Source organism: Nocardia alni (assembly GCF_019038435.1).
In the GTDB taxonomy this organism is placed as follows: Bacteria; Actinomycetota; Actinomycetes; order Mycobacteriales; family Mycobacteriaceae; genus Nocardia; species Nocardia alni.
Window position 1 is genome coordinate 78,186 of record NZ_JAGPOX010000012.1, and the last position, 22,854, is coordinate 101,039.

Sequence of the window (22,854 nt, forward strand, 5' to 3'; positions counted from 1 at the left end):
ACGCGGCCGATGCCGGTCCTGTCACCGCAGTACCGTCGGACGACGAGAACGACTCTGCCACCGCCGGTTCGGAAGGGGATCATGATGACACAGCAACTGAGCCGACACGGTCGCACAGCGATGCGGTATTGGCAGACCTACCGGCCGAAAGCCCTGCACCAGCTCGGCGACCCAGCCGCGCAGACGGCGTACTTCCACGCTCTGGACTTGAACGTGAGCGAGCGGATCGGGACGTTGACCGACGAGCTGTTGGCGAAGCTGCCGCTGACGCAGCGGGCGACAGCGCGCAACGCGACGCGGGCTCAAGCGACGGAGATCGTCTACGCCGAGAAGATCTGGCTGCCAAAGGAACCGGGGACCGAACACCTGGAGATGTAGCCACTCCCAACGGATTCCGGCCCGCAAGCCAGGACGAGCTGGCCCCGTCGGGGGAGAAGGCGCGGGCGCACGCCAACCTCGCCGCGATACGGCTACTGCACACCCTGCGCGAGGCCGCTCGCCCGGCCACACCCGAGGAGCAAGCAGTGCTCGCCCGGTGGTCCGGATGGGGCGCGCTTCCCAGCATCTTCGCGACCGAACCGGTGCCTGCGGGCTTCGAGTCCGACGACGAACACGCTAGAGCCCTCAAGCGATGGGGATCGCTGGCGGCCGAGCGCGAACAGGTTCGCGGTCTGCTGACCGACACCGAGTGGAACGCGGCGTCCCGCAACACCCTCAACGCCCATTACACCGACGTCGGCTTGGTGAGCCCGATCTGGCAGGCCATGCGCCGGTTGGGCTTCGACGGCGGCGCGGTACTGGAGCCGGGGTGCGGCAGCGGCAATTTCATCGCCTTGGCCCCCACCGATACCGCCACCCCGGTGCGGATGACCGGCGTGGAGCTCGACCCCACCACCGCGGGCATCGCGCGACTGCTGCACCCCGGCGCCAAGATCCACGCCCAGGGCTTCGAGACGCTGCGACTGCGGGCCGGTCGCTTCAACGCCGCGATCGGCAATGTGCCCTTCGGCGACTATCCGGTGTACGACGAAGTCCACAACCCGGACCTCAAGCTCAACATCCACAACCACTTCATCCTCAAGACCCTGCACGCGGTCGAGCCCGGCGGCCTTGTCGCGCTGATAACCTCCCGCTGGACGCTGGATGCCTCCGATGATGACGTTCGCCGGGCGATACACGCGGTCGGCGACCTGGTCGGCGCGGTGCGACTGCCTACCCGCGCCCATATCGCCGCCGCCGGAACCGACGTCGTTACCGATGTCCTATTCCTACGGCGCCGTCCCGACGGTGACCCGCCCGGTGATGCCAGCTGGCTGCGGACCGAGATCCTGGAATTGCCCGGCCATCATCAGCCCGTCGAGGTCAACTCCTACTTTCTGGATCATCCGGAGCAAGTGGTCGGTGACCTGCGTTCCCGTATGGGCCGGTTCGGGCCCGAACCCACCGTCGTCTTGCACCCGGACGCGCAGGTTGCCGATGGCCTGGCAGCAGCCGCCGCCCGCATCGGTGCGGCGACGGAACCGGAAGACGATTTCGACGAACAGGAGCTGCCCGACGGCGCGCTGGGGTTGGACGCGGCCGGCACCCCGACCGTCGTCGAGGACGGGGTGATGGTCCCGGTCGACATCCACCCGGACTACAGCGCCCAGCTGGTCGAACTGATCCGCCTCAAGCAGCTCACCAACCGCCTCTACGCCGCCGAAGCCTCCTCCACCGCACAGGAGGAAACCCCGCAGCTGGCCTCCCATCGCGCCCGGCTGCGTGAGGCGTTGCGCACCTATCGCCGCCGGCACCCGGTGTTGGCCAAGCCCGGCCAGTACCGGCTGTTCACTCCGCGCGAGGCGAAACAGCGAGCCAAGGCCGATGGCATCCCGGTCCCCGACGAGTGGAAGCAACGCACCGCGTACGGCTGGATCGACGACGATCCCGACTCAGCCCTGTTGTTCGGCCTCGAAGTGTGGGACGACAAGGCCGGCAAGGGCATTGAGCAGAAGGTTCTACACGATCGAGTCCTCGCGCCGCGGGCCCTGCCGACCCACGCGGCAACACCCGAGGACGCCATCGCCATCGCGTTGGAACACGACGGTGGCCGCCTGGACATCAACCGCGTCGCGACGCTGCTGGAGGTCTCGGCATTCGAAGCTGCCGACCGAGTCGGATCCGCGGGCCTGGCCTACCGCGACCCCGATCGGCCCGGCGAGTGGGAACCGCGGCACCTGTACCTGTCCGGGAACGTCAAAACCAAACTCGCCGCCGCCCAAGCGGTCGCTGAGCGTGATCCCGCCTATCGGGCCAACGTCGCCGCGCTGGAGGCGGTGCTGCCGCCGGACCTGCACCCCTCGGAGATCAAAGCCAAGATCGGTGCCCCCTGGGTTCCCGCCGAGGTCTACACCGCGTTCCTGCGTCATCTCGGATTCGGTGATGCAGGAGTCAAATACGCCGGCGGCACGGCCTGGGAGGTCCGCGGCGACAGCGCGACCTACGGCGACCTGGCCGAAGCGGAGTGGGGAACACCCGACCGCAACGCCAAGGAGTTGTTCTCGGCGCTGTTGAGCCAGACCGAATCCACTATCACCATCACCCGCACTGCGAACAAGAAGACCTACGTCGACCGCGAGGCCACCGACGCGGCACGCGAGAAGGCCCGCGAGATCGCCATCGAGTTCGCCGACTGGGTATGGACCGACCCCGACCGCGCGCAGCAGTTGGCGCGCATCTACAACGACGCTTTCAACAACCTCGTCGCTGTCGAACACTCCCCCGCGCCCCTGACGTTGCCGGGTCTGGTCACCGACTGGGAGATGCGGCCACACCAGAACGCCGCGATTCGGCGCATCCTGGCCTCCAACACCGCGCTGTTGGCGCATGTCGTGGGCGCGGGCAAGACCGCCACGATGGTGGCCGCGGCGATGGAGCTGCGGCGCACCGGCCTGGCCAAGAAACCGGCCATCGTGGTGCCCAACCACATGCTCAAGCAGTGGACCCGCGACTTCCGACGGCTCTACCCGAACGCGAAACTGCTGGCCATCACCGCCTCGGACCTGAGTGAGAAGCGGCGCAAGAAGTTCATGGCCCGCATCGCCGGCGGTGAATGGGACGCGGTGATCCTGACCCACAAGGCATTCGAGCGCGTCCCGCTGCGCCCGCAGACCCAAACCGACTACATCGACCGCGAAATGGCCAACCTGCGCAGCCAGGTCGACCGCGCCCAAGAAGTCGGCATGGACAAACGCAGGGTCAAAGAGATCGAATCCGCGCTGGCGCGGGCAGAAGCGAAGATCAAGCAGAAGATCGCCAAGACCAGCGACCGCAGCGGCGTCTACCTCGAAGACACGGGCCTGGACTACGTCTTCGTCGACGAGAGCCACGAATTCAAGAATCTGCGGACCGTCAGCGCGATCCCCGGCGCCGCGATCGACGGCGCGGACAAGGCCACCAAGCTGCACATGCTGCTGGATTTCCTGCGCCGCAACAACCGCACCGGCCGCGTCGCGACGCTGGCCACCGGCACCCCGATCGCCAACAGCGTGACCGAGGCCTACGTGCTGATGCGCTACATGGTGCCCGAGATCCTGGACGAGATGGGCCTCGAGGCTTTCGACAACTGGGCCGGCACGTTCGGCGAAGTCGTCAGCTCGCTCGAACCCGACCCCAAAGGCCAGGGCTACAGGATGAAGGCCCGCTTCGCGCGTTTCTTCAACGTCCCCGAACTGCTTGCCGTCTACTGGGGCTTCGCCGACGTCCAGACCGCCGAAGACCTGAAGCTCCCCACCCCGCCCGTGCGGGCCGGCGAGGATGGACAGCGCGGCGAGAAGTTCCTCATCCCCGCCAGCGCCGAACAGCGCCAGTTCGTGAAACTGCTGCCGTCCCAGCCGTGGGTTCGCAAGCCCGGCGGTGTGCTCAAGGCCCTCGGCGAAGGCCTTCGCGCCAGCCTGGACATGAGCCTGGTCGGCTACAGCAGCGAAGACGGCAGCAAACTGCCCGTCGCGGCCGAGCAGATCACCCGCATTTGGCGACAGACCCGCGACATCCTCTACCCACGATCCAAGGACGACCCCGCACCCCAGGAGCTGCCCGGCGCGCTGCAGCTGGTGTTCCTCGACGACGGCACCCCCAACTCCCAAGCCGAACACCGCGTCAACCTCTACGAGGAGCTGCGCGAGCGGCTGGTCGCGCTCGGAATGCCCGGCGACACAATCCGGTTCATGCATGACGCAGGCACCGATGCCAAGAAGGACAAACTGTTCGCCGAGTGCCGGACCGGTCGCGTCACCGTGCTGATCGGGTCCACCCCGACCATGGGCACCGGCACCAATGTCCAGGACCGCGCGTATGCGCTGCACCACCTGTCGTACCCGTGGAAGCCTGCCGACATGGCCCAGCGCGACGGCCGCATCGAACGCCAGGGCAACCTCAACCACCCCGACATCGCGGGCACCCCCGACGAGGTCCGCGTCCTGTACTACATCACCGAACGCACCTTCGACGAGTTCCGGCTCAACACCCTCGCCCGTAAAGCCCGCTTCATCAACCAGATGCAAAAACGCGGATTCAACCTGCGCGAGATCGAGGACATCGGCGAGGACGCCGTCAACTTCGGCATGCTGACCGCCCTCGCCTCCGGCGACCCCACCCTGCTGCACCTGGCCGAGGCCACCGCCGAACGTGCCCGCCTGGAAGGACTCGCCCGCACCTGGGATCGCCAACAGGACACCCGCGCCGCCGAACTCGCCGACCTCGACAATTGGCACCAACTCGCCGCGCCCGTTGTCGAGGTGATGCGCGCGGCCGCCACCCAACGCACAGCAACGACCGGCGACCGGTTCGCCATGGCCATAAATGGCAGCATCCACCGCAAACGCGCCGACGCCGCCCAAGCCCTCACACAGGAGCTGCTGCGCATCGCGGCAGGCCCCGCACCCGACCATCCCGTAGCCGTCGGTCAGCTCGGCGGGCTGCCAGTCCTCACGGACTTCGACGCCGGCCTGCGGGTCGGCCGCATCGGATTCGGCTGGAAAGATCCCCGCCTCCTGATGGACCGTCGGCCCCTATGGACCGCACAGGAATTGGAGCAGATCGCCATAGCCGACGAGGCCGAGGCTTCAGAGGCCGAAGACACCGACGGACACAACGACCATCCAGCCCGGCAGACGATCCTCGCGCTGGAACGACTCCTGGCCAAACTCGACGACGACATCACCGCGATCGACGCCCAACTCGCCGACAACCGCATTGAGCGCGACGCCATCTCCGGGCGTCTGGCCCCCAAAACCGACAACCCCTATCGACCTACCGCCCGTTCCAAGGAACGTGAGGAACGCCTTCTCGGCAAACTCGTCGTCGCCAACGAGAAACACTCCAACCTGCTCGCGCGAGCTGTGGGAGACAACATCCCCGAGCACCTCCGCGAAGAACTCGACCAAACCAACGCCCAAGTCGACCGCCTCAAGACCGAGATCGCCAAGGAACACCGCATCCAGAAAGGCGAGGAACTCGAGGCCCCACCGAGTCGGGCAATTCCGTCCCAGCCAGAGCCGATCGAGTCGACGCCGCCCAGGGCTGCGACCGATCCCACCAATGAGGCCACCACACCACCACCCCCGCCGGACGATGCGCCCACCGATCGGCACGAGGCCCGCGCGTCATCCACCGGGCCAACCGCCGCCGATGTCGAGCCCGATCCGCACTCGGCGACGATCGTTAGGACTCCGCAGGTCGAAGGCCAGACCCGCCAACTCATCACCGCAGACGGCCCCCAATTCGCGATCCCAGAACAGGAGGCCGCCTTCGACACACATACAGCAGTGCTCACGCCTGCGACCGCGGTGACAACAACGGCCCTGATACAGGCAAACCCGCCCGCGCCGTCCTTGCACCTCCGGGCCGAGGAGGTTGACCAGGTCTCCATTTCCCGGTTCACGGACGTCGACACGGTGTTGGCGCACTGGCGCGAGGGCGCGGATGGCTACCGGGTCGCCGAGACGCGCTCAGAATCGGTGGCTCGAATCAGATCGGCGCTCAAACGTGCCGATGACCTCGATGCGGCCACCGCCGAGCTCGTCGCCGACACCTTCCTCATTGCAACCACTGGCACGAGCGCTTGGACCGTGCTGCACATCGGCACTGCGCTGCGTATCGCCGGTCCGGCCGCCAACCGCGACACCGCCCACCGCTGGGCCAGCGAACTGGCCACCTTCACCGTGGATGGAGTGCCGTTCGACTGGTCCAGCGACGGCCTGCGCGACCGACTGCATTCCCCTGGTGGTCGCGGGATGTGCGACACCATCACCAGCCGTGACACCCGGGCCCGCTGGCAGGCCAGCGTGCCCGACGACGCTGAAACCCACGCCCATGGCGCCGACATCTATCGCTACGCACTCGCCCCCGCCGACCACATCACGGTGTGGGGACCGGACGGGACGATGATCGCCACAGGCACCCGACACCGCCATCGCACCCGTCACCACAGCGCCTGGATCACCGAAATGCGCGACGGACGCGCAGTCCCCGGCCCCTCCTACCCCCGCGACCTCCTCGATCACGTCATTCGACAGCACCTGCTCACCCACGTCGATACCGCCGACCGCGATCCGATATGGATCCACTACGACGACGGACGTGCACACATCCACGGCACCGAACGCGACGACGAGATAAAGAAACTCATCCGCTCCTGCGGGTTCACCTGGTCGGGCAACGCTAAAGCATGGGTCAGCCCCTCCAGCACCCTCGCAGTCACCACCGCGCTGTCGGTCGCCAACTTCGTCGACGCACTCGCACAACAAGGCCGCGTCGTGGAAATCCGTCCGGACGAACATCGGCTACGGTCCATTACCTCACAACCGCTGCCGACGTCTCAGCCGAACCCGCACCAACACACCGACATCGACCGAGCCGACCAGCAGCCTGAGGCCGACCACGCCCCGACACAGCGCCCCAGCAGCATCGGCCGCTACGGCAGCGTCACCGCGGCCATCACCCACCTGCGCGGCAGAAGCAAACCGCCACGCTGGTCCCGACCACCCCGAATGCGCGCAGAAGTCACAGTCGCCGACGCAACAACGGACGAGAAGGCAAAAGCACGAATCGACTTCAGCTCCGACGTCTTCCACTACTACAGGCCCGCCCGCGGCTCACAACTATCCAACGGCGGCCGTTTCCTAATCACCCGCGCACGGCCGAACGCCGTCTGGGAGGTCTTCCACATCCACTCCGGCACCGTCATGCCCCTCGGTGCCGGACACCCCAACAAAGACGCCGCCCTCGACTTCGCCAACCGCCTCGAAGCCGCCCGTGACGCCACCGGCGCAGCCTTCGACTGGGAAAGCCCCCACCTCGGCGACCGCCTGCAGTTGCACACCGGACGCGACGAACTCGTCCGAGCTATCGATCGCGGTCACTCGAACTCTCCTTCCACCAGCACGCCACCACCGGAGAAACCCACCCCCAGAACACCGACCCCACCCGTTCCGGGCGGATTCATGGCCGGGCGAATCATGTTCGGCCACATCGGCCCAGCTCGCCACGCAGACGTGCCCGGCAATGGTCTCGGCCGCTGACCGGAATGACCCCGCCTATCCCTGAAGGACCCTCAATGACACCCGAGATAACACCGGTTCACCACGAAACCCTCAATCACCTACTGGAAGAGGACAGTTCGACTCTCGGTGTGGTCCCGGCTGCGCTGGCCGGGCACTACACGCACGGCTCTCGACAGGCAGACCTGTCGTTCGACTGGATAAATCCGTTCCCTGCTTTCGCCAACCCTGTCGACCCAGCTCGACTACTGGTCGGCATATACGCCGAGCGCGGCTTGACGCTGGTCGCACTGGACCACCTCGCGCACCGTGATTGCCCTCATCCCATGTGTGGCAACGTCTTCGACCGGCGCCTACGCGAACTCACCCAAATCCCCGCGGACGCCTCCCTATTCGCTGCCTACGACGTCCAGACCACCTGGACCCCTTCTCCACTGCCGTATCTGATCCACATCGACGACTACCAAGCCGCCGAAAGGAAAGGGGGGACCGGCACGCTGGCAGGGCACACCGAGCTGTCGTGCGGATGGGACAATGCGTAGCCGCTGAGCACATACTTCTCGTCCCCATCCATAGCCAACTTCCTCGAAGTACTCGCTCGGCAAGGCCGTACGGTAGAAATCCGTGTAGACGAACAACAGTTGCGATCACCGCCTCCCACCCCGCACCGATACTCTGGCCGGGCCCTCGTCTCGGCGACCGCCCGTAACTACAAGCCCTAGGTGTTTGGTGTCGAACGGCCCCTTGTGCGGGGCCCGGTAAGGTTGCCGGCCCCGCACCGGGGGTTCTTTGTCGGTAACCGGGTCGCAGTGGCTGGGGGGTTGTTTCCGGTTGCATCGGTAGCGATTCGGCGTTCATGGTGGTGTCGAGTGCCATCAGGTAGCGGCGGCGGTCCAGGTCCCGGCGGCGGGGGTGATTCCGAGAACTGCCAGGCGGGCGAGATTGACCGCGGCGGCCAGCAGCCCGAAGTCGGCATTGATCTTGTCTCGTCCGCGCAGGCGGGCGCGGCGTCCGCCGTGTCGGCGGCGCATCAGGTGTCCGATCTTGCGTTCCACCTTGGGGCGGGTGGCGCGATACTCGGCGGCCCAGTCCGGATCGTTGCGCCGCTCGCGGCCGGTGACAAGGTATTTCTCGTGGGCACCCATGGTGATCGTGCGCCCACCAGCCGCGTTGGTGCACTGCCCGCGCAGGGGGCAGGCCGTGCAGGCCTCACCGAAATGAGCAGTGCCGGTGCGGCGGCCGGTGCGGGCACCGAGAGTCGTGGTGACCCCGGCCGGACAGGTCACCGTGCGGGCGTCCAGATCGATAGTGAAACGGTCTTTGGAGTAGTGCCCCTTCACCGCCGGTGATGGCTGCACCTTAATATGGTTGCGAATCCCGTTGTCGTCCAACAATTTCAGTAAGTCTCCGGCACCGTAGGCGGCATCACCGAACACCGCCGCCTGCCCGGCTTCGGCTTCGGCTTCGGCTTCGGCTTCGGCTTCGGCTTCGGCTTCGGCTTCGGCTTCGGCTTCGGCTTCGGCTTCGGCTTCGGCTTCGGCTTCGGCTTCGGCTTCGGCTTCGGAGGGCAGGATGTCGGCGAGCAGTTCCGTGGCGGGGTCCGCGTCACCGGCATTGCCGGGGGTGACGGTGGCGGCGGTGATGATCTCGCTGTCAGGGTCGAGGGCGATATGGCCCTTGTAGCCGTCGAACCCGCGCGCCGAGGTCTTGTGCCCGTGACGGGTCTCGGGATCGACCGTGGAGATCACTCGGTCTGCGGCGGTGCCACGCACGATCAGGAAGGATCCGTCGTCTTCGGCGATGTCCTGACCGAGCACGGTGGCCAGCAGCTGCGCGGCTTTGCCGATCGGCTTGTCGAGATCGCGCCCGTCCAGGACTGCCAGCATCGCCATCGCGTCACGGGCCCGGGAATCGATCAGCTGTTCACGCGCAGCTTGGTCGTCCCAATCGATCACCGGTTTGGCTGCGCTGGCGTAGTCGTCACCGCTGCTGACCTGCGCCTGCAACAACGCCGCCAGCTCAGTGCCGGCGACGGCGAGCAGGCCGCGGATCGCCGACCGGACCAGGGTGATGGTGTCCATCGTGGCCACCGCGTCATACAACGGAGTCGAGTCCAGCACGCGGCGCCGGCCCACCAGCCCCGCGGCCCGAGCCACCTCGAGCACGGCGTCGAAGATCCGGTTCGGCCGCTCCGACCGTGCCAGCCTGGCACGCATGTCCACCAGCACCGTATGCACGAACCCCGGATAATCGAAGTCCAGACCACCAGCGGCGTATTTCCAGCGGGCGTCGAAAGCGAAGCGTTCGGTCGCTTCCCGATCCGAGAGTCCCTCGATACGCTGCAACACCATCACCACCGCCACGATCGACGGCGGCACCGACCGGCGCCCCACATCGGTGAATAGATCAGCGAACATCTCATCCGGGAACAACCGGCCGCAGTCACGGTGCAGCACACCATAAATCGAGTCCCCGGCTATCCGCCCGGCGCAGAACTCCACCGTCGACCGCAGCAAATCACCCTGACTCGGCACACACCCCAACGTCACCCCAGCATCGTGCTCGAGCCCGGCCGATCACCGCACGAAAAACACCAACCACCTAGCCACCGTCGTGCCACATTGCGCCGCAGCGCTATTCGGACAGCTCCAGCCCGACAGCAGGAGGCGTGAGCGGCCCCCTGGCTGCGGCCTCCGATGGGCTGTCCGAGCGGACCCGGCGCGACCGATTCGTCGTTCTCGGTTTGAGCCCGGCGCGGTCGAGATCGCCAACCTTCGCGCCGACCTCCTTCGCGGCCTCGTAAGCCGCCCACGCCGCTTCCTCGGCCGCACGCTCCTCGGCAAGCAGCCGCTCCGTCTCTTCCTCCCGAATGCGCACGCGCTGTTGATGTTCGCCAATGCTCACCGCCAACTCCCGTACCGCCTGTTCGATCCGCGAGCCGATCATCACCCGCTGGTACGCCTCGAGGCCGGCGGCAGCCGGATCTTCCTTTCGCGCCATCACCACTTCCTTTCCGTGAGCCGCCGCTGTTCGTCGGCTGGCCGCCTCGCCACCCAAGCCGATCGGCGTGAATTTGGATCGCCGACGCTCGGGTGCGGGGACACATCGAACAGAGCAGTTATTCCAATGATGCCAAATAACTGCGCCGCAGCGGCGGACCACGCTGCGACCAATGGTGAAATCACGGCAGCCGAACGCTCACGCTGTGGGTTCGTGCCGTTGATGCATGATCCGTTGCACTGGCACGTGGTTCGTTGCCATCAGTCTGGCGAGGTCCACTACTTTGCCTGTTTCGGGCCCGAGTTCTTGGATGCTCAGCAACTTGTCGGTGGGGCCACGTACTGTGTGCCGAGCGTATCGAAAAGCGGTCGTTCCCTGGGGGATCAGCATGTTGTTCGAGAATTTCGTCGCTACGGCGACCGGCGGGCAGGTTCCGTACAAGTATCAGACGCGGATGGCCGAGTGGGGTCTGCCCGAGGTGCTGCGTGCACCGACCGGGTCGGGCAAGACGCTGGCGGCGGTGTTGCCATGGTTGTATCGGCGTGTCGCACATCCGGATCCGGGTGTGCGTGAGGTGACTCCGCGTTGGCTGGTGGTGGTGTTGCCTCAGCGGACCTTGGTGGAGCAGACCGTCGGCAAAGTGCGCGAGTGGGTGACCGCGCTCGACCTCTCGATCGGCGTGCACGTCCTGATGGGTGGTGCGGACAAGACAGATCGGGAGTGGAAGGCGCACCCGGATGGTGAACACATCTTCGTGGGGACCCAGGACATGGTGTTGTCACGGTTGTTGATGCGTGGCTTCGCCGAGTCCCGTGCTGCGTGGCCGATGAGTTTCGGTCTGCTGCATGCCGGTGTGCAGTTCGTGTTCGACGAGGTGCAGTTGATGGGCCCTGGTTTGCAGACCTCGCTGCAGTTGCAGGGGCTCCGCGAGGAGTTCGGGACCGCGATACCGTGCCAGTCGATGTGGATGTCGGCAACGATCGACGAATCCGAACTATCCACAGTTGATCTGCGTCGCGAACTGCGCGTCTTGGATGTCACGAGCGGGGACGACGAACTGGCACGGCGGTTGGCCGCGACGCGGACGGTTCACCGGCTGGCGTTGGCTGCCGATGCACGGACGTACGAGAAGGCGCTGGCGGCCCGTGTTGTCGATGAGCACAGGGAGGGGACAAGGACTTTGGTCGTGGTCAATACGGTGGAGCGGGCGTTGGGCGTGCACGCCACACTAGGCAAGCTCGCACCAGCTGCCCGGATTGTGCTGCTGCACTCGCGATTCCGCCCCGAGGATCGTGACCGCCACACGCGGGCAGCGTTGAGCGAGCCCGACGCCGAGGGGCTGATCGTGGTGGCGACACAGGTTCTGGAAGCGGGTGTTGACGTTACCTCGGAGACGTTGATTACCGAGGCCGCGCCGTGGTCGTCCATTGTGCAGCGTGCCGGGCGGTGTAACCGCGACGGCCGGGCCAAGCGGCCCCGGTTGTTGTGGACGCTCCCGCTCGGCGGCAAGGCACATCTTCCCTATGAGGCAAGCGATGTGGACAGCAGCGCTAGGGCTTTGACGAAACTGGAAGGCACTGCGGTGACCGGGCAGGAACTCGCGGGAATGGATGTGGCCGCGACCCGGCCGTTGTATCCGGTTCTGCGCCGACGGGACCTGCTGGACCTGTTCGATACCACGCCCGATCTCGCGGGCAATGACATCGACGTGAGCCCCTTCATCCGGGACGCGGCCGACCGCACTGTGTCGGTGGCCTGGCGTGACCCCTCCCCGCAGATGCCGGCGGTCGACAGGAGTGAACTGTGCCAAGCGCCGATCGGCGACGTGAAGGCCGTGGCCGCTAGCGGGTCGGCACACATCTGGGATCAGGCCGACGGCGCCTGGCGGCCAGCCGTCTCGCGGGATGTGCGCCCAGGTGCGGTGATCGTGATGGACGCGAGTCAGGGCGGATACCTCCCTGATCGGGGGTTCGATCCCGGTAGCCGATTGCCGGTCGAGCCGGTCCCGGTTCCGGTGCGCGGCAACAGCGGCTTCGATGATGATCCGCTGTCGTGTGGCTACGGTTCGTGGATACCGCTGGCGAAGCATCTCGTGGATACCGAACAGGCTGCTGCTGAATTGATTTCACGGTTCGACTCCGTGCTCGACCTGTCGCCTGAACAGTGTGCTGCGGTGGTCCGCGCGGCGTTGTTGCACGACCTGGGTAAGGCCCACCCCACCTTCACAGCCGCGTTGGTGGCGGCGAATCCCGATTCGCCGCCACCGGATCGCACCTCGGTGTGGGGCAAGTCGCCCAGCCGTAATCGACTGATCTACAGACCACCGCATTTTCGCCATGAGCTGGTCAGCGCGCTGTGGTTGCTGGACGAATCGTCCGGACTGCTCAAGGATGTTGCCGAACCAGATCTCGTCGTATATCTGGTTGCGGCCCATCACGGAAAGGTGCGGGTGACGATCCGAGGCCGCAAGGACGAGTCGGTGGGCGTTGTGCTCGGTGTGGCGGACGGCAGCAGCACCCTCGGTATCGATCTGAACGGATGGTCGATCCCGCCGGTCACCGTGTCACTACAGCACACCACGCATGGTCAGGAGTCGCTGACGGCGCGCGCGTTGCGCTTGCGGGATCGTCCGGATGTGGGGCCGTTCCGGTTGGCGTTCTGTGAGGCAGCGGTGCGGGCCGCGGACTGGCAGGCCAGCGCCGGTCAGGATGGTGAGTGATGGGTGAACTCGCCTTGTCCGGGTGCCGGACGACACCCTTGTCGGGATACTTGTCGGCTCTGGGTGTGCATCGGGTGGTGCATCGGCTGCTCGATCCAGCAGTGGCCGGTTGCTGGGATTCCGGCGTCTACGTCCTGCACAGCTCCTTCGACGATGTCGAGGATCTGACAGAGACGCTGTCGACGGCGTTCCGCCCCGAATCTGTGGTGTCACCATGGAATTCCGGGTCCGGTTTCGCCGGGAACGGCAAGAGCGTCTCGGCGGAGAAGATTCTCCAGTGGGTCCGCGACAGCACCGACGACCGCCGGAGCGCCCTACGGCGCGCCGTGTCCGCCGCAGATGGTGTGGTTGCAGAGCTGCGGCAACGCGGCGCCGACGATCCCTGGGACAAGAAGCACAAACCCGATCTACTCCAGTTGTGCCGCAACAACCTTCCCGACGCCGCGTTGGCGTGGCTGGATGCTGCGGTCGCGCTCGGCGAGGACAGCCCGTCGTATTCCCGATTGCTCGGCACCGGTGGAAACCTCGGCCGCCAAGACCTCTCGGCGACCTATCTGCAGCAGGCACGAGCCGTGCTAGAGCACCGCGACAGCGCCGCATGGCTGGCCTCGGCACTCGACGGCGTCCCCCGGGCACTGCTACCGAAAGATTCACCGGGACAATACGATCCCGGCGGAGTCGGCATGTCCGATGAACCGAACTCCGTGGGCAATCCTTGGACTTTCCTGCTTGCGATCGAGGGCACTCTGCTGTTCGCTACCGCGATGGTGCGTAAATTCGGCGCCGCGTATGCCAATGCCGCGTTGCCTTTCCAAGTGGCGGGGTCGGCGGCCGGATTCGCTTCCGCTGCCGCCGGGGAGCGGCCGCTGGCGGAGTTGTGGACACCGCAATGGCCGTCGCCGATGCAGATCCCCGAGGTGGAGCACTTGTTCGGGGAGGGCCGCGCGGACTGGAACTCGGGCGCGGCACGATCCGGGCTGGACATGGCGCGCGCCGCGGCGACGCTGGGCGTCGATCGCGGGATCGCGGCGTTCCAGCGCTATGTCTTCGTGGACCGGCTGGGCCAGAACCCGATCGCGGTGCCGGCCGGGCAAATCACCGTGGGTGTGCGGGGCGGGGTCGATCTGCTGGCGCCCTTGGACCGCTGGCGCGACGCCGTCCGTTCCACCGATCCGCCTGCCCAGGTCGCGGCGCGACTGCGTTCTCTCGATCAAGCCCTGTTCAGCCATGCCACCAGCGGTTCCGCCGCGGCCCTGGCCGAGGTGTTCGCAGCACTCGGCCGCTGCCGGGCCGCGGCCGACCGATCCGGCACGGTGCGGCGCAGTACCAGCGCAGCACGCGTGCCCTCCGGCGTCAAACTCCTCGACCACCTGAAACCGGCCCTGGAGACCGATCCCGAGCTGCGCATCGCGTTGGCATTGGCGACCTCCCGCGACCGCAAGACAACCTTCGTCGACTGGCTTCGTGCACCCCTGGAGCACAGTCGGCTGGCCGCGGATCTCGCCGATATCGCGCGCCGCCGGGGATTTCCGCAGGCCACCTTGGAGACTGTCGCCGACCGTGTTCCGTCGGTGCGCGGTGCCCGGATCGCGTTCGAATACGGTCTGCGGCTGCACGCCGCCGATGTCCTCGCCTTCATCCTCGGCGCCGTCGACGACACCCGCATCGCGGCGCTACTGGAAGGGCTGGTTTGCGTCGACTGGCGGCCCGTCACAGGCGCGCCGAGCTTACCGGGAGCGCCCGCATCCGATCCGACCACCGACCTGCTCGCGCTCTTCACCGATCCAGGGCAGCTCGACTACACCGATCTCGACGGCCAGAAACGATCGCTGTTCGTCCGGCCAGGCCACGAATGGGTGGCAAGACTCACTGCGCACCACACCGATCGAGTTCTCCACGATGCCGCCCGGCGACTGCGCATCGCGGGACTACGGTACGTGATCACCTCCCCGGCCAGCAGTTTCGACGGCACACGCCTGGCCGCAGCCCTCCTCATGACACCCACCCTGCCCGATCGCCGCGCCGCGCTGGCGCGGGTCGCGGTCGTCGGCACACCTCGAATCACCGCACGCCAGAAGGAAACCATATGACCAACCGGTACGTTTACGACGTCGAGCTCGCTCCGATCGCCGGAAGCACCTTTCAGCCCACCGGTTTTCCCGACATCGGTGCCGCGACGTTCACCCGTTTCGACGACGGTCACCCCGTCGACGCGTTGCTGGTCGAATCGGTGCAGTCCATGGCGAACCGGTTGGAAGCCACTGCATGGAACCGTGCAGACAACCAGCCCGCACCAGCGGTCGCGGGCCTGCCCTGGGTCCGGGTCGTGCGAGCCAAGACCGGTGAATTCCTCACCTCGAGCCGATTGGAGGCACACCGCCTTGCCTCGCCCTTTGTGCGCGAAGCAACCTTGGACGGGGCGAAAATGCTCGACGTCATCGGTACTAGGCTTAAGCTGGCAGCCGACACGCCACTGGACTACCGATCCATGGCCGCCGCAGTGGCCGTGTTGGATCCATTCTGCCTCGTGCACGGGGTTTTCTTCGCCCACAAACAATGGCTCGGCCAGCCACGGTTTCTCCGCGCTGTCTCCGCAGTCATCGAAGCCCACGACGTGCAGCCGGCCGTCAGCGGAGGCCGGAAAGCCGACCGCGTCCGGCATCAACTCGGCGAGGACGGCACCGGCGGAACGTCGGAGGGATACGGATCGGTGCCGTTCAGCCGCACCGAATGGACCGCCAAACGGATCGCCGCCTCGTTCGTCGTCGACGTCGAACTGCTGCGGTCCTATGGTCTGCCCGACGCCGCCACCGCGACCCTGCAGACGCTGGCTCTGTGGGAGATCCGTCATCTGCTCGACGGTGGTCTGCGGCTGCGCACAGCCTGCGACCTCACGCTGAACTCTCCGGTGAACGCCCGCATGGGGCCCGAACTGCCGTCCGCTGACGAACTCACCGCTCAACTGCGTGAACTCGTCGCGAACTCGAACGGGATCTTCGGCAGCGGGGACCCGATCACCGTCGATTGGTCCGGGAAGAAAGGCTGACCGTGCCGACCACACTGGTCTTGACGTTCCCTCTCGGGCGATATCACGCGACCCCCTGGGACCGGCATGTCAACGAGGGCGCCGTCGAACTGCCACCCTCACCGTGGCGGCTGTTGCGTGCGCTGTACGCGGTATGGCAGAACCGATGCCCGGAACTGCCCAAGTCGATGGTTCACGCGCTGCTGACCGAGCTCGCCGAGCCGCCCGCGTTCTCCATACCGCCCCATACGCTCTCGCACACTCGCCATTACTACCCGGACTCCGCGGACGGCACCGACCGTATCCTCGACGCGTTCGCTGCCTTCGGCCCTGACGACCAGCTCGCGGTGTCATGGCCATGCGACCTCGACCCCGAACAACGCGGTATCTTGGAGCGTCTCGCCGAAGCCCTGCCGTACCTCGGCCGCGCCGATAGCATCTGCGACGGCTCCATCGACAACGCCTGGACACCAAGACAACACACGATATGGCGGCCAACTGCCGACGCCGAAAAGCCCGAGGGCGAAGCGGTCCCTGTCCTCGCGCCGGATACCCCACTGAACCTGGACGCACTGCTGGCACGCCCCGTGGATGTCCGCCGCAGCGGCCGTCGGCTGCCCGTCGGTTCACGAGTTATCACGTACCAGAGTCAACCGCCCGCACACCGCCCGCAATCCCGAACCGCGCCACGGCCAACCCGTCAGGTCACCGCAGTCCGATTCGACCTGCTACAGCCCGCATTCCCCCCCGACACCCACAGCGCGATCTACACCGACCTCCTCCGCCAAGCGGCCATCGACAAACTGGGCCGCGCACCGCAGGGCACCATGCTCGGCGGCCGAACCTTCGATAACCAACCGATGCGCAACGCAGGTCACGCTCACTACCTGCCGATCATCCAGAACCGCCGACTCACCGGCCTCGTCGTCTGGATCCCCGGCACCCTGCCCGACAAGGAACTCGACGCACTCTGTGACGTCCGCACCCTCTACGACCACAAACGTCACACCCCCGTCCGGGTGGCCGGAATCGGCGAAATCGGCCATATCGCCCCCGAACTCGCCAAACTGGCCGCAACCTGGCGCAGCGTCACCCCCTTCACCCCCTCCCGGTACCCGAAAAAGAACCGCGACCACCGGCACAGCTTCATCATCCGCGAGATCGAACGCGAACTCGCACCACACATTCCACCACCAACCAGCATCGAATTCCTCGACCGCCCCTGGACTACCTTCGTCCGCCACCGCCCCAGCGCCCGCCGAAGAGGCGATACAAAGCAAGGCCAAGCCCGCCAACCCGCCGAATTCCTCCGCCTACACTTCGAACAACCGATCACCGGTCCCATCGCGCTCGGCCGACTCAACCACTTCGGCCTCGGACTGTTCACTCCCGAAACCTGACACCGGGCTTGCCGTCCATCCCCAAGCCAAGCACCATCAGGCCCGAATCCCCGGGAACCAGGCCGAGGCATTCTTGTGTTGACAGCCGTTTAGATGCCTAGCCGCAATGGAAGTCCGGCCGTTCCGGGCCAGAGGCACGTCCTAACCGCGCCCGGCACCTGGCGGGCCCTGGCCCGTGCCGCAATGGAGTCCAGCTGTTCCAGCCGTGGCACGTGAGTGTCCACGACATCGTGCAATTGTCCTTCGATGCCGCAATTGAGTCCGGCCGTTGCAGCCGGAGGCAGATGGATACTGTCGATCGCCACGCAAATCTGGCAGCAATGGAGTCCAGCCGTTCCAGCCGGAAGCACCCAGTAGGCCGACGCGAAACAGAATGCGGTCTCGTGGCCGCAATGGCGTCCGGCCGTTCTGGCCGGAGGCACGCGGTGCTGGCCCCGTGGGGGCCGGTGCTGACCACCAGGCTGCAATGGAGTCCGGCCGTTCCGGCCGGAGGCACACCGTGCGGAACTGCCCAGCCCAATCGTAGACGTCCTGCCGCAATGGAGTCCGGCCGTTCCGGCCGGAGGCACGAGCGGGGACAGCATGAGACGCCCGCGCGCATCCTGCACGCCGCAATGGAGTCCGGCCGTTCCGGCCGGAGGCACCTCGAGCGACTGCCCGCGCCACGCGCGGATCTCCCGCCCGCAATGGAGTCCGGCCGTTCCGGCCGGAGGCACGCGTCCATCGGCACCCAGCGCGCGGCACCGTTGAGCCCGCAATGGAGTCCGGCCCTTCCGGCCGGAGGCACCTCCCCCGCACGCGCGAGATCCGGGTACGGGTGGGACCCGCAATGGAGTCCGGCCGTTCCGGCCGGAGGCACAGCTCCGTGAATGTGGCGGGTGTGACCTGCAGGAATGCCCGGCTTTGCGAGCAGTCCGGATAGTGTGTGCGACACGCCGAGTGAGGCAGTGCCCGGCACGCGCGGGATAACCCTTCTGACCTGGGTGCGAGCGGTGAAGGCGTGTCGTGCCACCACTTGACCGCTCGCCGTGATTCGTTGTGTTGTTATCCAGGACCATGCTGTTCGTGTACCGAATGTACCGAATCCCAGACGCGGGCGGATCGGGCGGATGCGCAGACGTGTTCATAGTTGTGGGTGGGGATGTCAGACGATTTGAGGGCCAGACGGCGGTCGCCAGCGACGGTGTCCGGTGGTCACGATCGGTGCCGGGTGGGCGGCGTCGCCGAGATCGATGCGGATGATGCTGTCGGCGTTGAAGTCGATGATGTGGTGCACGGCGGTTTCCAATTCGGCGAGTTCGGCGTGCGAGAGGTCGCAAACGAACACTGAGTACTGCAGCCTGCGCCCGTGATCCTCCATCAGGGTGCAGACCCCTCCGGAGCCGTCGGGGATCAGCGATGTCGTATGCGATGAGATAGCGTCGGCGGGACATCGCTCACCTTGTAGTCATCGGAATGTACTCCGGCAGTTCTCCCACCATGACGGCGGCGAGCATTCGAGCTTGCAGATCGAGGACGCGGCGGTAGCTAATCCGATATCCGAAGGTCGGGTGCCGGACTTCGAGATCGAGACGGCGCTCGTAGGCGCGCAGCACAGTTCGGCGTCCGTTTGGCGTCAACGCCCACGGCACCGGCGCGGCGGATGAAGTCGGAGGGGCCGATTTCGCCGTTGTTGAGCAGGCCGAGCACCGTCGAGTCAGCTATGAGTGGCCGGAACTCCTTGGCGAGGTCCAATGCGAGCACAGGCCGACCGCAACGAGAACGGTGGTAGACACCGAGATACGGATCAAGGCCGACCCCGATAGTGGTGACGACGAGGTCTTTGGTGAGCATCACATACCAGAACGACAGCAGTGCGTTGACCGGATAGCGTGGCGATTGCCGGTTGCGGCCGTTGGCCGAGAATTCCGTGGCTAACATCGCCGCGCCGGGCGACAGCATGTCCGCGAACGAGAGGAAGTAGGCGCGCAGTGGTGCCTTCGATGCCGAGCAGCGAGGCGCGAAGTATCACACGTGCGTGCGGCCCGTGACAGCCGGTCGAGCGCGGCGATTGGTCTCCGCGACGTCGGTGCGAGCATTGCGGTGCAACAGGGTTCGGCTGTTGGCGAACACGTCCGCTTCGAGCGGGACAACCTTGTCCGGCGAGGCAGGACTTGCCCGACGTGAAACCTGCTCGCCAACGAGTTGCCATATTGAGTAATGTGGCCCCGGTTCGAATCCGGATGAGGGGGAGCTTCAATGGCAAGCAACGGTCGTGTGCCGAGCTACGAGGGCGACGCATTCTCATGCCCGTACTGCAACGTGTACGCCACACAACGTTGGACCGACGTCGAATGGCCCAAGTGGTGGAACGTCAAGCCGCGGTTCTACCACGGTTGGAAGTGGAGCTGTTGCTCACACTGCGACACACTCGCACTGTGGGGACATCACCAGCTGCTTGTTTGGCCGAACAGAACGCTGCCCGGCCCCTGCGCCAACGAGGACATGCCTCCAGAGATCCTGGCGACCTATGAGGAAGCCCGTCAGGTTCTCGCGATATCGCCGCGAGCCGCCGCAGGGCTCCTGCGCCTTGCCCTGCAAAACTTGATCGACACGTTGGAGCCGGGAGCAGGGTCTGTCAACGACAAGATCGGACGCCTCGTTCAGCGAGGCTTGGAGCCGTCGGCCGCGAAGGCCATGGACATTCTGCGAGTGGTCGGCAACAACGCGGTCCATCCAGGTCGACTCGATGTCGACGGTGACGCCGAACTTGTGCCAGCCTTGTTCGAAATACTGAACCTGGTTGTTCACCACGTCCTCACCCGGCCGCGGCAGGTCGAGGCCCTGTTCGAGACCCTGCCCGCAGGTGCCCGCGAAGCGATCGAACGAAGAGATGAACCGAAGGCACTCCCACCTGGCCGGTCCAGCCGAAAGGGTGCTCGCTCATCTTCCAACCGAAAGAGCGTCGCCTACCGTGACCAGTCAGACCGAGCAGAGTCAGCCGTCGACTGTTGATTTAACAAGCATGGCGGTAATCGAGCCACTCGGTCAGTGAGCAGTTGGTCGACTCGTCGATGGCGAGCAGTCCGTCGAATCAGGAAGCTTCACTGACGATGAACACGTCCCACTTCGGGGGAGCAAGATATCTGAAAAGGGGGCCTTTTCGTTGCGCCCGGCGACGGGCGCGGACACACTCGAAAGTGATTCGAGTGTGTCTAGTTGTTCTAATTGTTCGTCCAGGGGCGAACAACTAGAACAACAGGGAGGTCGGTGGTCGCGTGGTCGGCAGAGCCCGGCGGTCCCATGCCGCGGCCAAGCGCGACATTCACCGCCGCGTCCGCTACACCCCCGACGAGCTCGCCCTTGTCGAACAAGCCTCGGCTGCCGCTGGACTGGAACCGGGGGCCTTCGCTGCTTCCGCCGCGGTCGCCGCGGCGAAAGCCCGTGTGCTGCCACGACCTCCGACCGCACCGCGCACCGGCGCCGATGTACAGGCCCTACGCGCTGAGGTCCGCGAACTACGGCGATTGCTCGGCCTGGCGGGCGGAAACCTCAACCAGATCGCCGCCCGCGCCAACGCCACCGGCGAACCCGTCGGCGACATCGCCGCCGCCCTGTCGTTCACACGACGTGTCGTCGCCCGCATCGACGACTGGCTGATGACCCGGCTGCGGGAGGACCGGCCGTGATCGGCAAGATCCGCAAGGGCTGGAACGCGCCCAAACTGGTCGGCTACTTGATGGGGCCCGGTCGGCACAACGAACACACCCGCCCGACCGTGATCGCAGCGTGGCAGGCCGACCCGGCCGCGCTGCAACCGCTGCGCATCGGTCCGGATGACTTCGACTATGCCCCTGGTGAAGTTCGTAAACTCAGCGCCCATGTCAACGCGGCCGCCGACGCGGCTGGCCTGCCCTGTGTTCAGCCGTTGCCCGGCAAGTACGGCTACACCAAGCACGGCTATGTGTGGCACGCCTCGGTCACTCTCGACCCCGCCGACGGCCTTCTCGACTTCGACACCTGGGCATCCCTTGCAGCGGACATCATGGCCGCCACCGGCATCGCCCCGGCCGAGGACACGGGAGGCTGCCGATGGATCGCCGTGCATCACGGCGCGAACCGGGCAGGCTCGGACCACATCCACATCGCGGCCGTACTCGTCCGCCAAGACACAGGGCGCCGCTTCTATCCACAGAACGACTACGCCCGAGTCCGCGCGGTCGTACGCCGCTGGGAGACCAAGCTCGGTCTGCGGGCCACCGCCGCGCCGCGCCGGTCGCGCACCGCGCCGGAGCCCTCACGCGGCGAACAGGAGAAGGCCGCCCGTCGCGCCGCCACAGGACGTCCCGGCGTGCACACCGCCCAACCAGGTACGGCTGCGCGGGTACAGCTGCGTCAAGTGATTCGCGAGTCGGCCGCCCTCGCGAACGGCCCGGACGAACTGCTGGAGCGACTGCGCGAGATCGGTGTACTCGTGCAGCTGCGCCGCAGTTCCCGAGGTCGCATCATCGGCTGGGCGGTAGCCGCATCGGGCGATGTGTCCGCCCGCACCGGCGAGCCCATCTGGTGGTCCGTCGCCCGCGACATCTCTCCCGACCTGTCGTGGCCGCGACTGACCGGCCGATGGACCACCACGACTCAACCGCGCCCGGCCGGCGAAACCCTCGATGAAGCCGCGACCGCCCTGCATGACGCCGCGTCCCGGCTTCGCACCGACCCGAACTCGCGGGCCTCCGAGCACATCGCCTACGAGTTGCACACCGTGCTCGCCGCGTACACGGTCGTCACCTCCGATCCGTCATTACGCGAGCTGCTGCACGACTACGAACACATCGTCCTGCCCCCAGAACCGCCCGCCGCGTTGGCCGCGCGCCGGCTGCGACAGGTGGCCGCCGACCTCGCCACACTGCGCACTCTGCTCGGCGTGCGCCGAGACCCGATACTCGAACTCGCCACCGCCCTGGCCGAACTCGTGAACGAGGTCGCCCACTGGCACCAGATCAGAGAGCGCCCCTACCACGCCGAGCAAGCCCGCGCCGTCGCTACCGGCGTAGCCGCCACCGCATCCACGCAGCCACGGCGTGCCCCCACAGCGAACACCGACCGTCGGCCGCCACACCCGACCGAGTCCGCCCGCCGCACCGCCGCCGTCCCACCGCATCCGACGACTATCAGGAGTACCCGATAATGACC

The 22,854-nt window shown here is 66.4% G+C and carries 14 protein-coding genes and 1 CRISPR repeat array; of the genes, 10 read left to right on the forward strand and 4 right to left on the reverse strand.

Annotation, left to right across the window (positions count from 1 at the left end; genetic code table 11):
- Positions 1-84: 84 nt before the first annotated feature.
- From JZ791_RS07455 to JZ791_RS07465, 3 genes are all read left to right on the forward strand, one after another.
- Positions 85-378: a hypothetical protein gene (locus JZ791_RS07455; protein WP_216893445.1), complete on the forward strand. Its 294-nt coding sequence runs from the start codon at positions 85-87 to the stop codon at positions 376-378.
- Between the two features lie 146 nt (positions 379-524).
- Positions 525-7,559: a helicase-like domain-containing protein gene (locus JZ791_RS07460; protein WP_216893446.1), complete on the forward strand. Its 7,035-nt coding sequence runs from the start codon at positions 525-527 to the stop codon at positions 7,557-7,559.
- A 35-nt stretch (positions 7,560-7,594) separates the two neighbouring features.
- Positions 7,595-8,080, forward strand: coding sequence for a hypothetical protein (locus JZ791_RS07465; protein WP_216893447.1), 486 nt, complete (start codon positions 7,595-7,597; stop codon positions 8,078-8,080).
- A 333-nt stretch (positions 8,081-8,413) separates the two neighbouring features.
- Here JZ791_RS07465 and JZ791_RS46270 read toward each other — a convergent pair whose 3' ends face one another.
- Positions 8,414-10,087 (reverse strand): transposase, encoded by a 1,674-nt coding sequence (locus JZ791_RS46270; protein WP_216893448.1) that lies wholly within the window; start codon positions 10,085-10,087, stop codon positions 8,414-8,416.
- An 85-nt stretch (positions 10,088-10,172) separates the two neighbouring features.
- The gene (locus tag JZ791_RS07475; protein ID WP_216893449.1) at positions 10,173-10,538 is read right to left on the reverse strand and encodes a hypothetical protein; all 366 of its coding nucleotides are present in this window, start codon (positions 10,536-10,538) and stop codon (positions 10,173-10,175) included.
- A 388-nt stretch (positions 10,539-10,926) separates the two neighbouring features.
- Here JZ791_RS07475 and cas3g point away from each other — a divergent pair, with 388 nt between their 5' ends.
- Genes cas3g through csb2 form a run of 4 tightly spaced genes read left to right on the forward strand, consistent with a single transcriptional unit; the run spans position 10,927 to position 17,682 of the window.
- Positions 10,927-13,257, forward strand: coding sequence for a type I-G CRISPR-associated helicase/endonuclease Cas3g (cas3g, locus tag JZ791_RS07480; protein ID WP_216893450.1), 2,331 nt, complete (start codon positions 10,927-10,929; stop codon positions 13,255-13,257).
- The gene (gene cas8g1, locus JZ791_RS07485; protein ID WP_216893451.1) at positions 13,257-15,347 is read left to right on the forward strand and encodes a type I-G CRISPR-associated protein Cas8g1/Csx17; all 2,091 of its coding nucleotides are present in this window, start codon (positions 13,257-13,259) and stop codon (positions 15,345-15,347) included. The genes cas3g and cas8g1 overlap by 1 nt, the downstream gene beginning before the upstream one ends.
- Entirely contained in the window at positions 15,344-16,303 is a 960-nt protein-coding gene (cas7g, locus tag JZ791_RS07490) for a type I-G CRISPR-associated RAMP protein Csb1/Cas7g (RefSeq protein WP_216893452.1), read from the forward strand. Before cas8g1 ends, cas7g begins: the two co-directional genes overlap by 4 nt.
- A 2-nt stretch (positions 16,304-16,305) precedes the next feature.
- Positions 16,306-17,682, forward strand: a complete 1,377-nt coding sequence (csb2, locus tag JZ791_RS07495; protein WP_216893453.1) for a type I-G CRISPR-associated protein Csb2 — start codon at positions 16,306-16,308, stop codon at positions 17,680-17,682.
- A 251-nt stretch (positions 17,683-17,933) separates the two neighbouring features.
- Positions 17,934-18,541: a CRISPR direct-repeat array (repeat unit 33 nt; unit sequence GCAATGGAGTCCGGCCGTTCCGGCCGGAGGCAC).
- Between the two features lie 285 nt (positions 18,542-18,826).
- Here csb2 and JZ791_RS07500 read toward each other — a convergent pair.
- Both JZ791_RS07500 and cas1 read right to left on the reverse strand, forming a co-directional pair.
- A complete protein-coding gene (locus tag JZ791_RS07500; protein WP_254205339.1) occupies positions 18,827-19,042 on the reverse strand; it encodes a CRISPR-associated endonuclease Cas2 in 216 nt (71 codons plus the stop codon).
- Positions 19,043-19,209: 167 nt separating this feature from the next.
- Positions 19,210-19,623 carry a CRISPR-associated endonuclease Cas1 gene (gene cas1 / locus JZ791_RS44790; RefSeq protein ID WP_254205340.1) on the reverse strand — a complete coding sequence of 138 codons (414 nt, stop codon included), beginning with the start codon at positions 19,621-19,623 and terminating at the stop codon, positions 19,210-19,212.
- Between the two features lie 297 nt (positions 19,624-19,920).
- On the opposite strand from cas1, the gene JZ791_RS07510 reads away from it, so the two are divergent.
- From JZ791_RS07510 to JZ791_RS07520, 3 genes are all read left to right on the forward strand, one after another.
- Complete coding sequence (locus JZ791_RS07510; RefSeq protein ID WP_216893454.1) at positions 19,921-20,676, forward strand: DUF4145 domain-containing protein; 756 nt, start codon at positions 19,921-19,923, stop codon at positions 20,674-20,676.
- A gap of 263 nt (positions 20,677-20,939) precedes the next feature.
- On the forward strand, positions 20,940-21,350 hold the full coding sequence (locus JZ791_RS07515) for a plasmid mobilization protein (RefSeq protein ID WP_216893455.1): 411 nt from the start codon (positions 20,940-20,942) through the stop codon (positions 21,348-21,350).
- Positions 21,347-22,849 carry a relaxase/mobilization nuclease domain-containing protein gene (locus tag JZ791_RS07520; RefSeq protein WP_216893456.1) on the forward strand — a complete coding sequence of 501 codons (1,503 nt, stop codon included), beginning with the start codon at positions 21,347-21,349 and terminating at the stop codon, positions 22,847-22,849. Before JZ791_RS07515 ends, JZ791_RS07520 begins: the two co-directional genes overlap by 4 nt.
- Positions 22,850-22,854 lie beyond the last annotated feature (5 nt).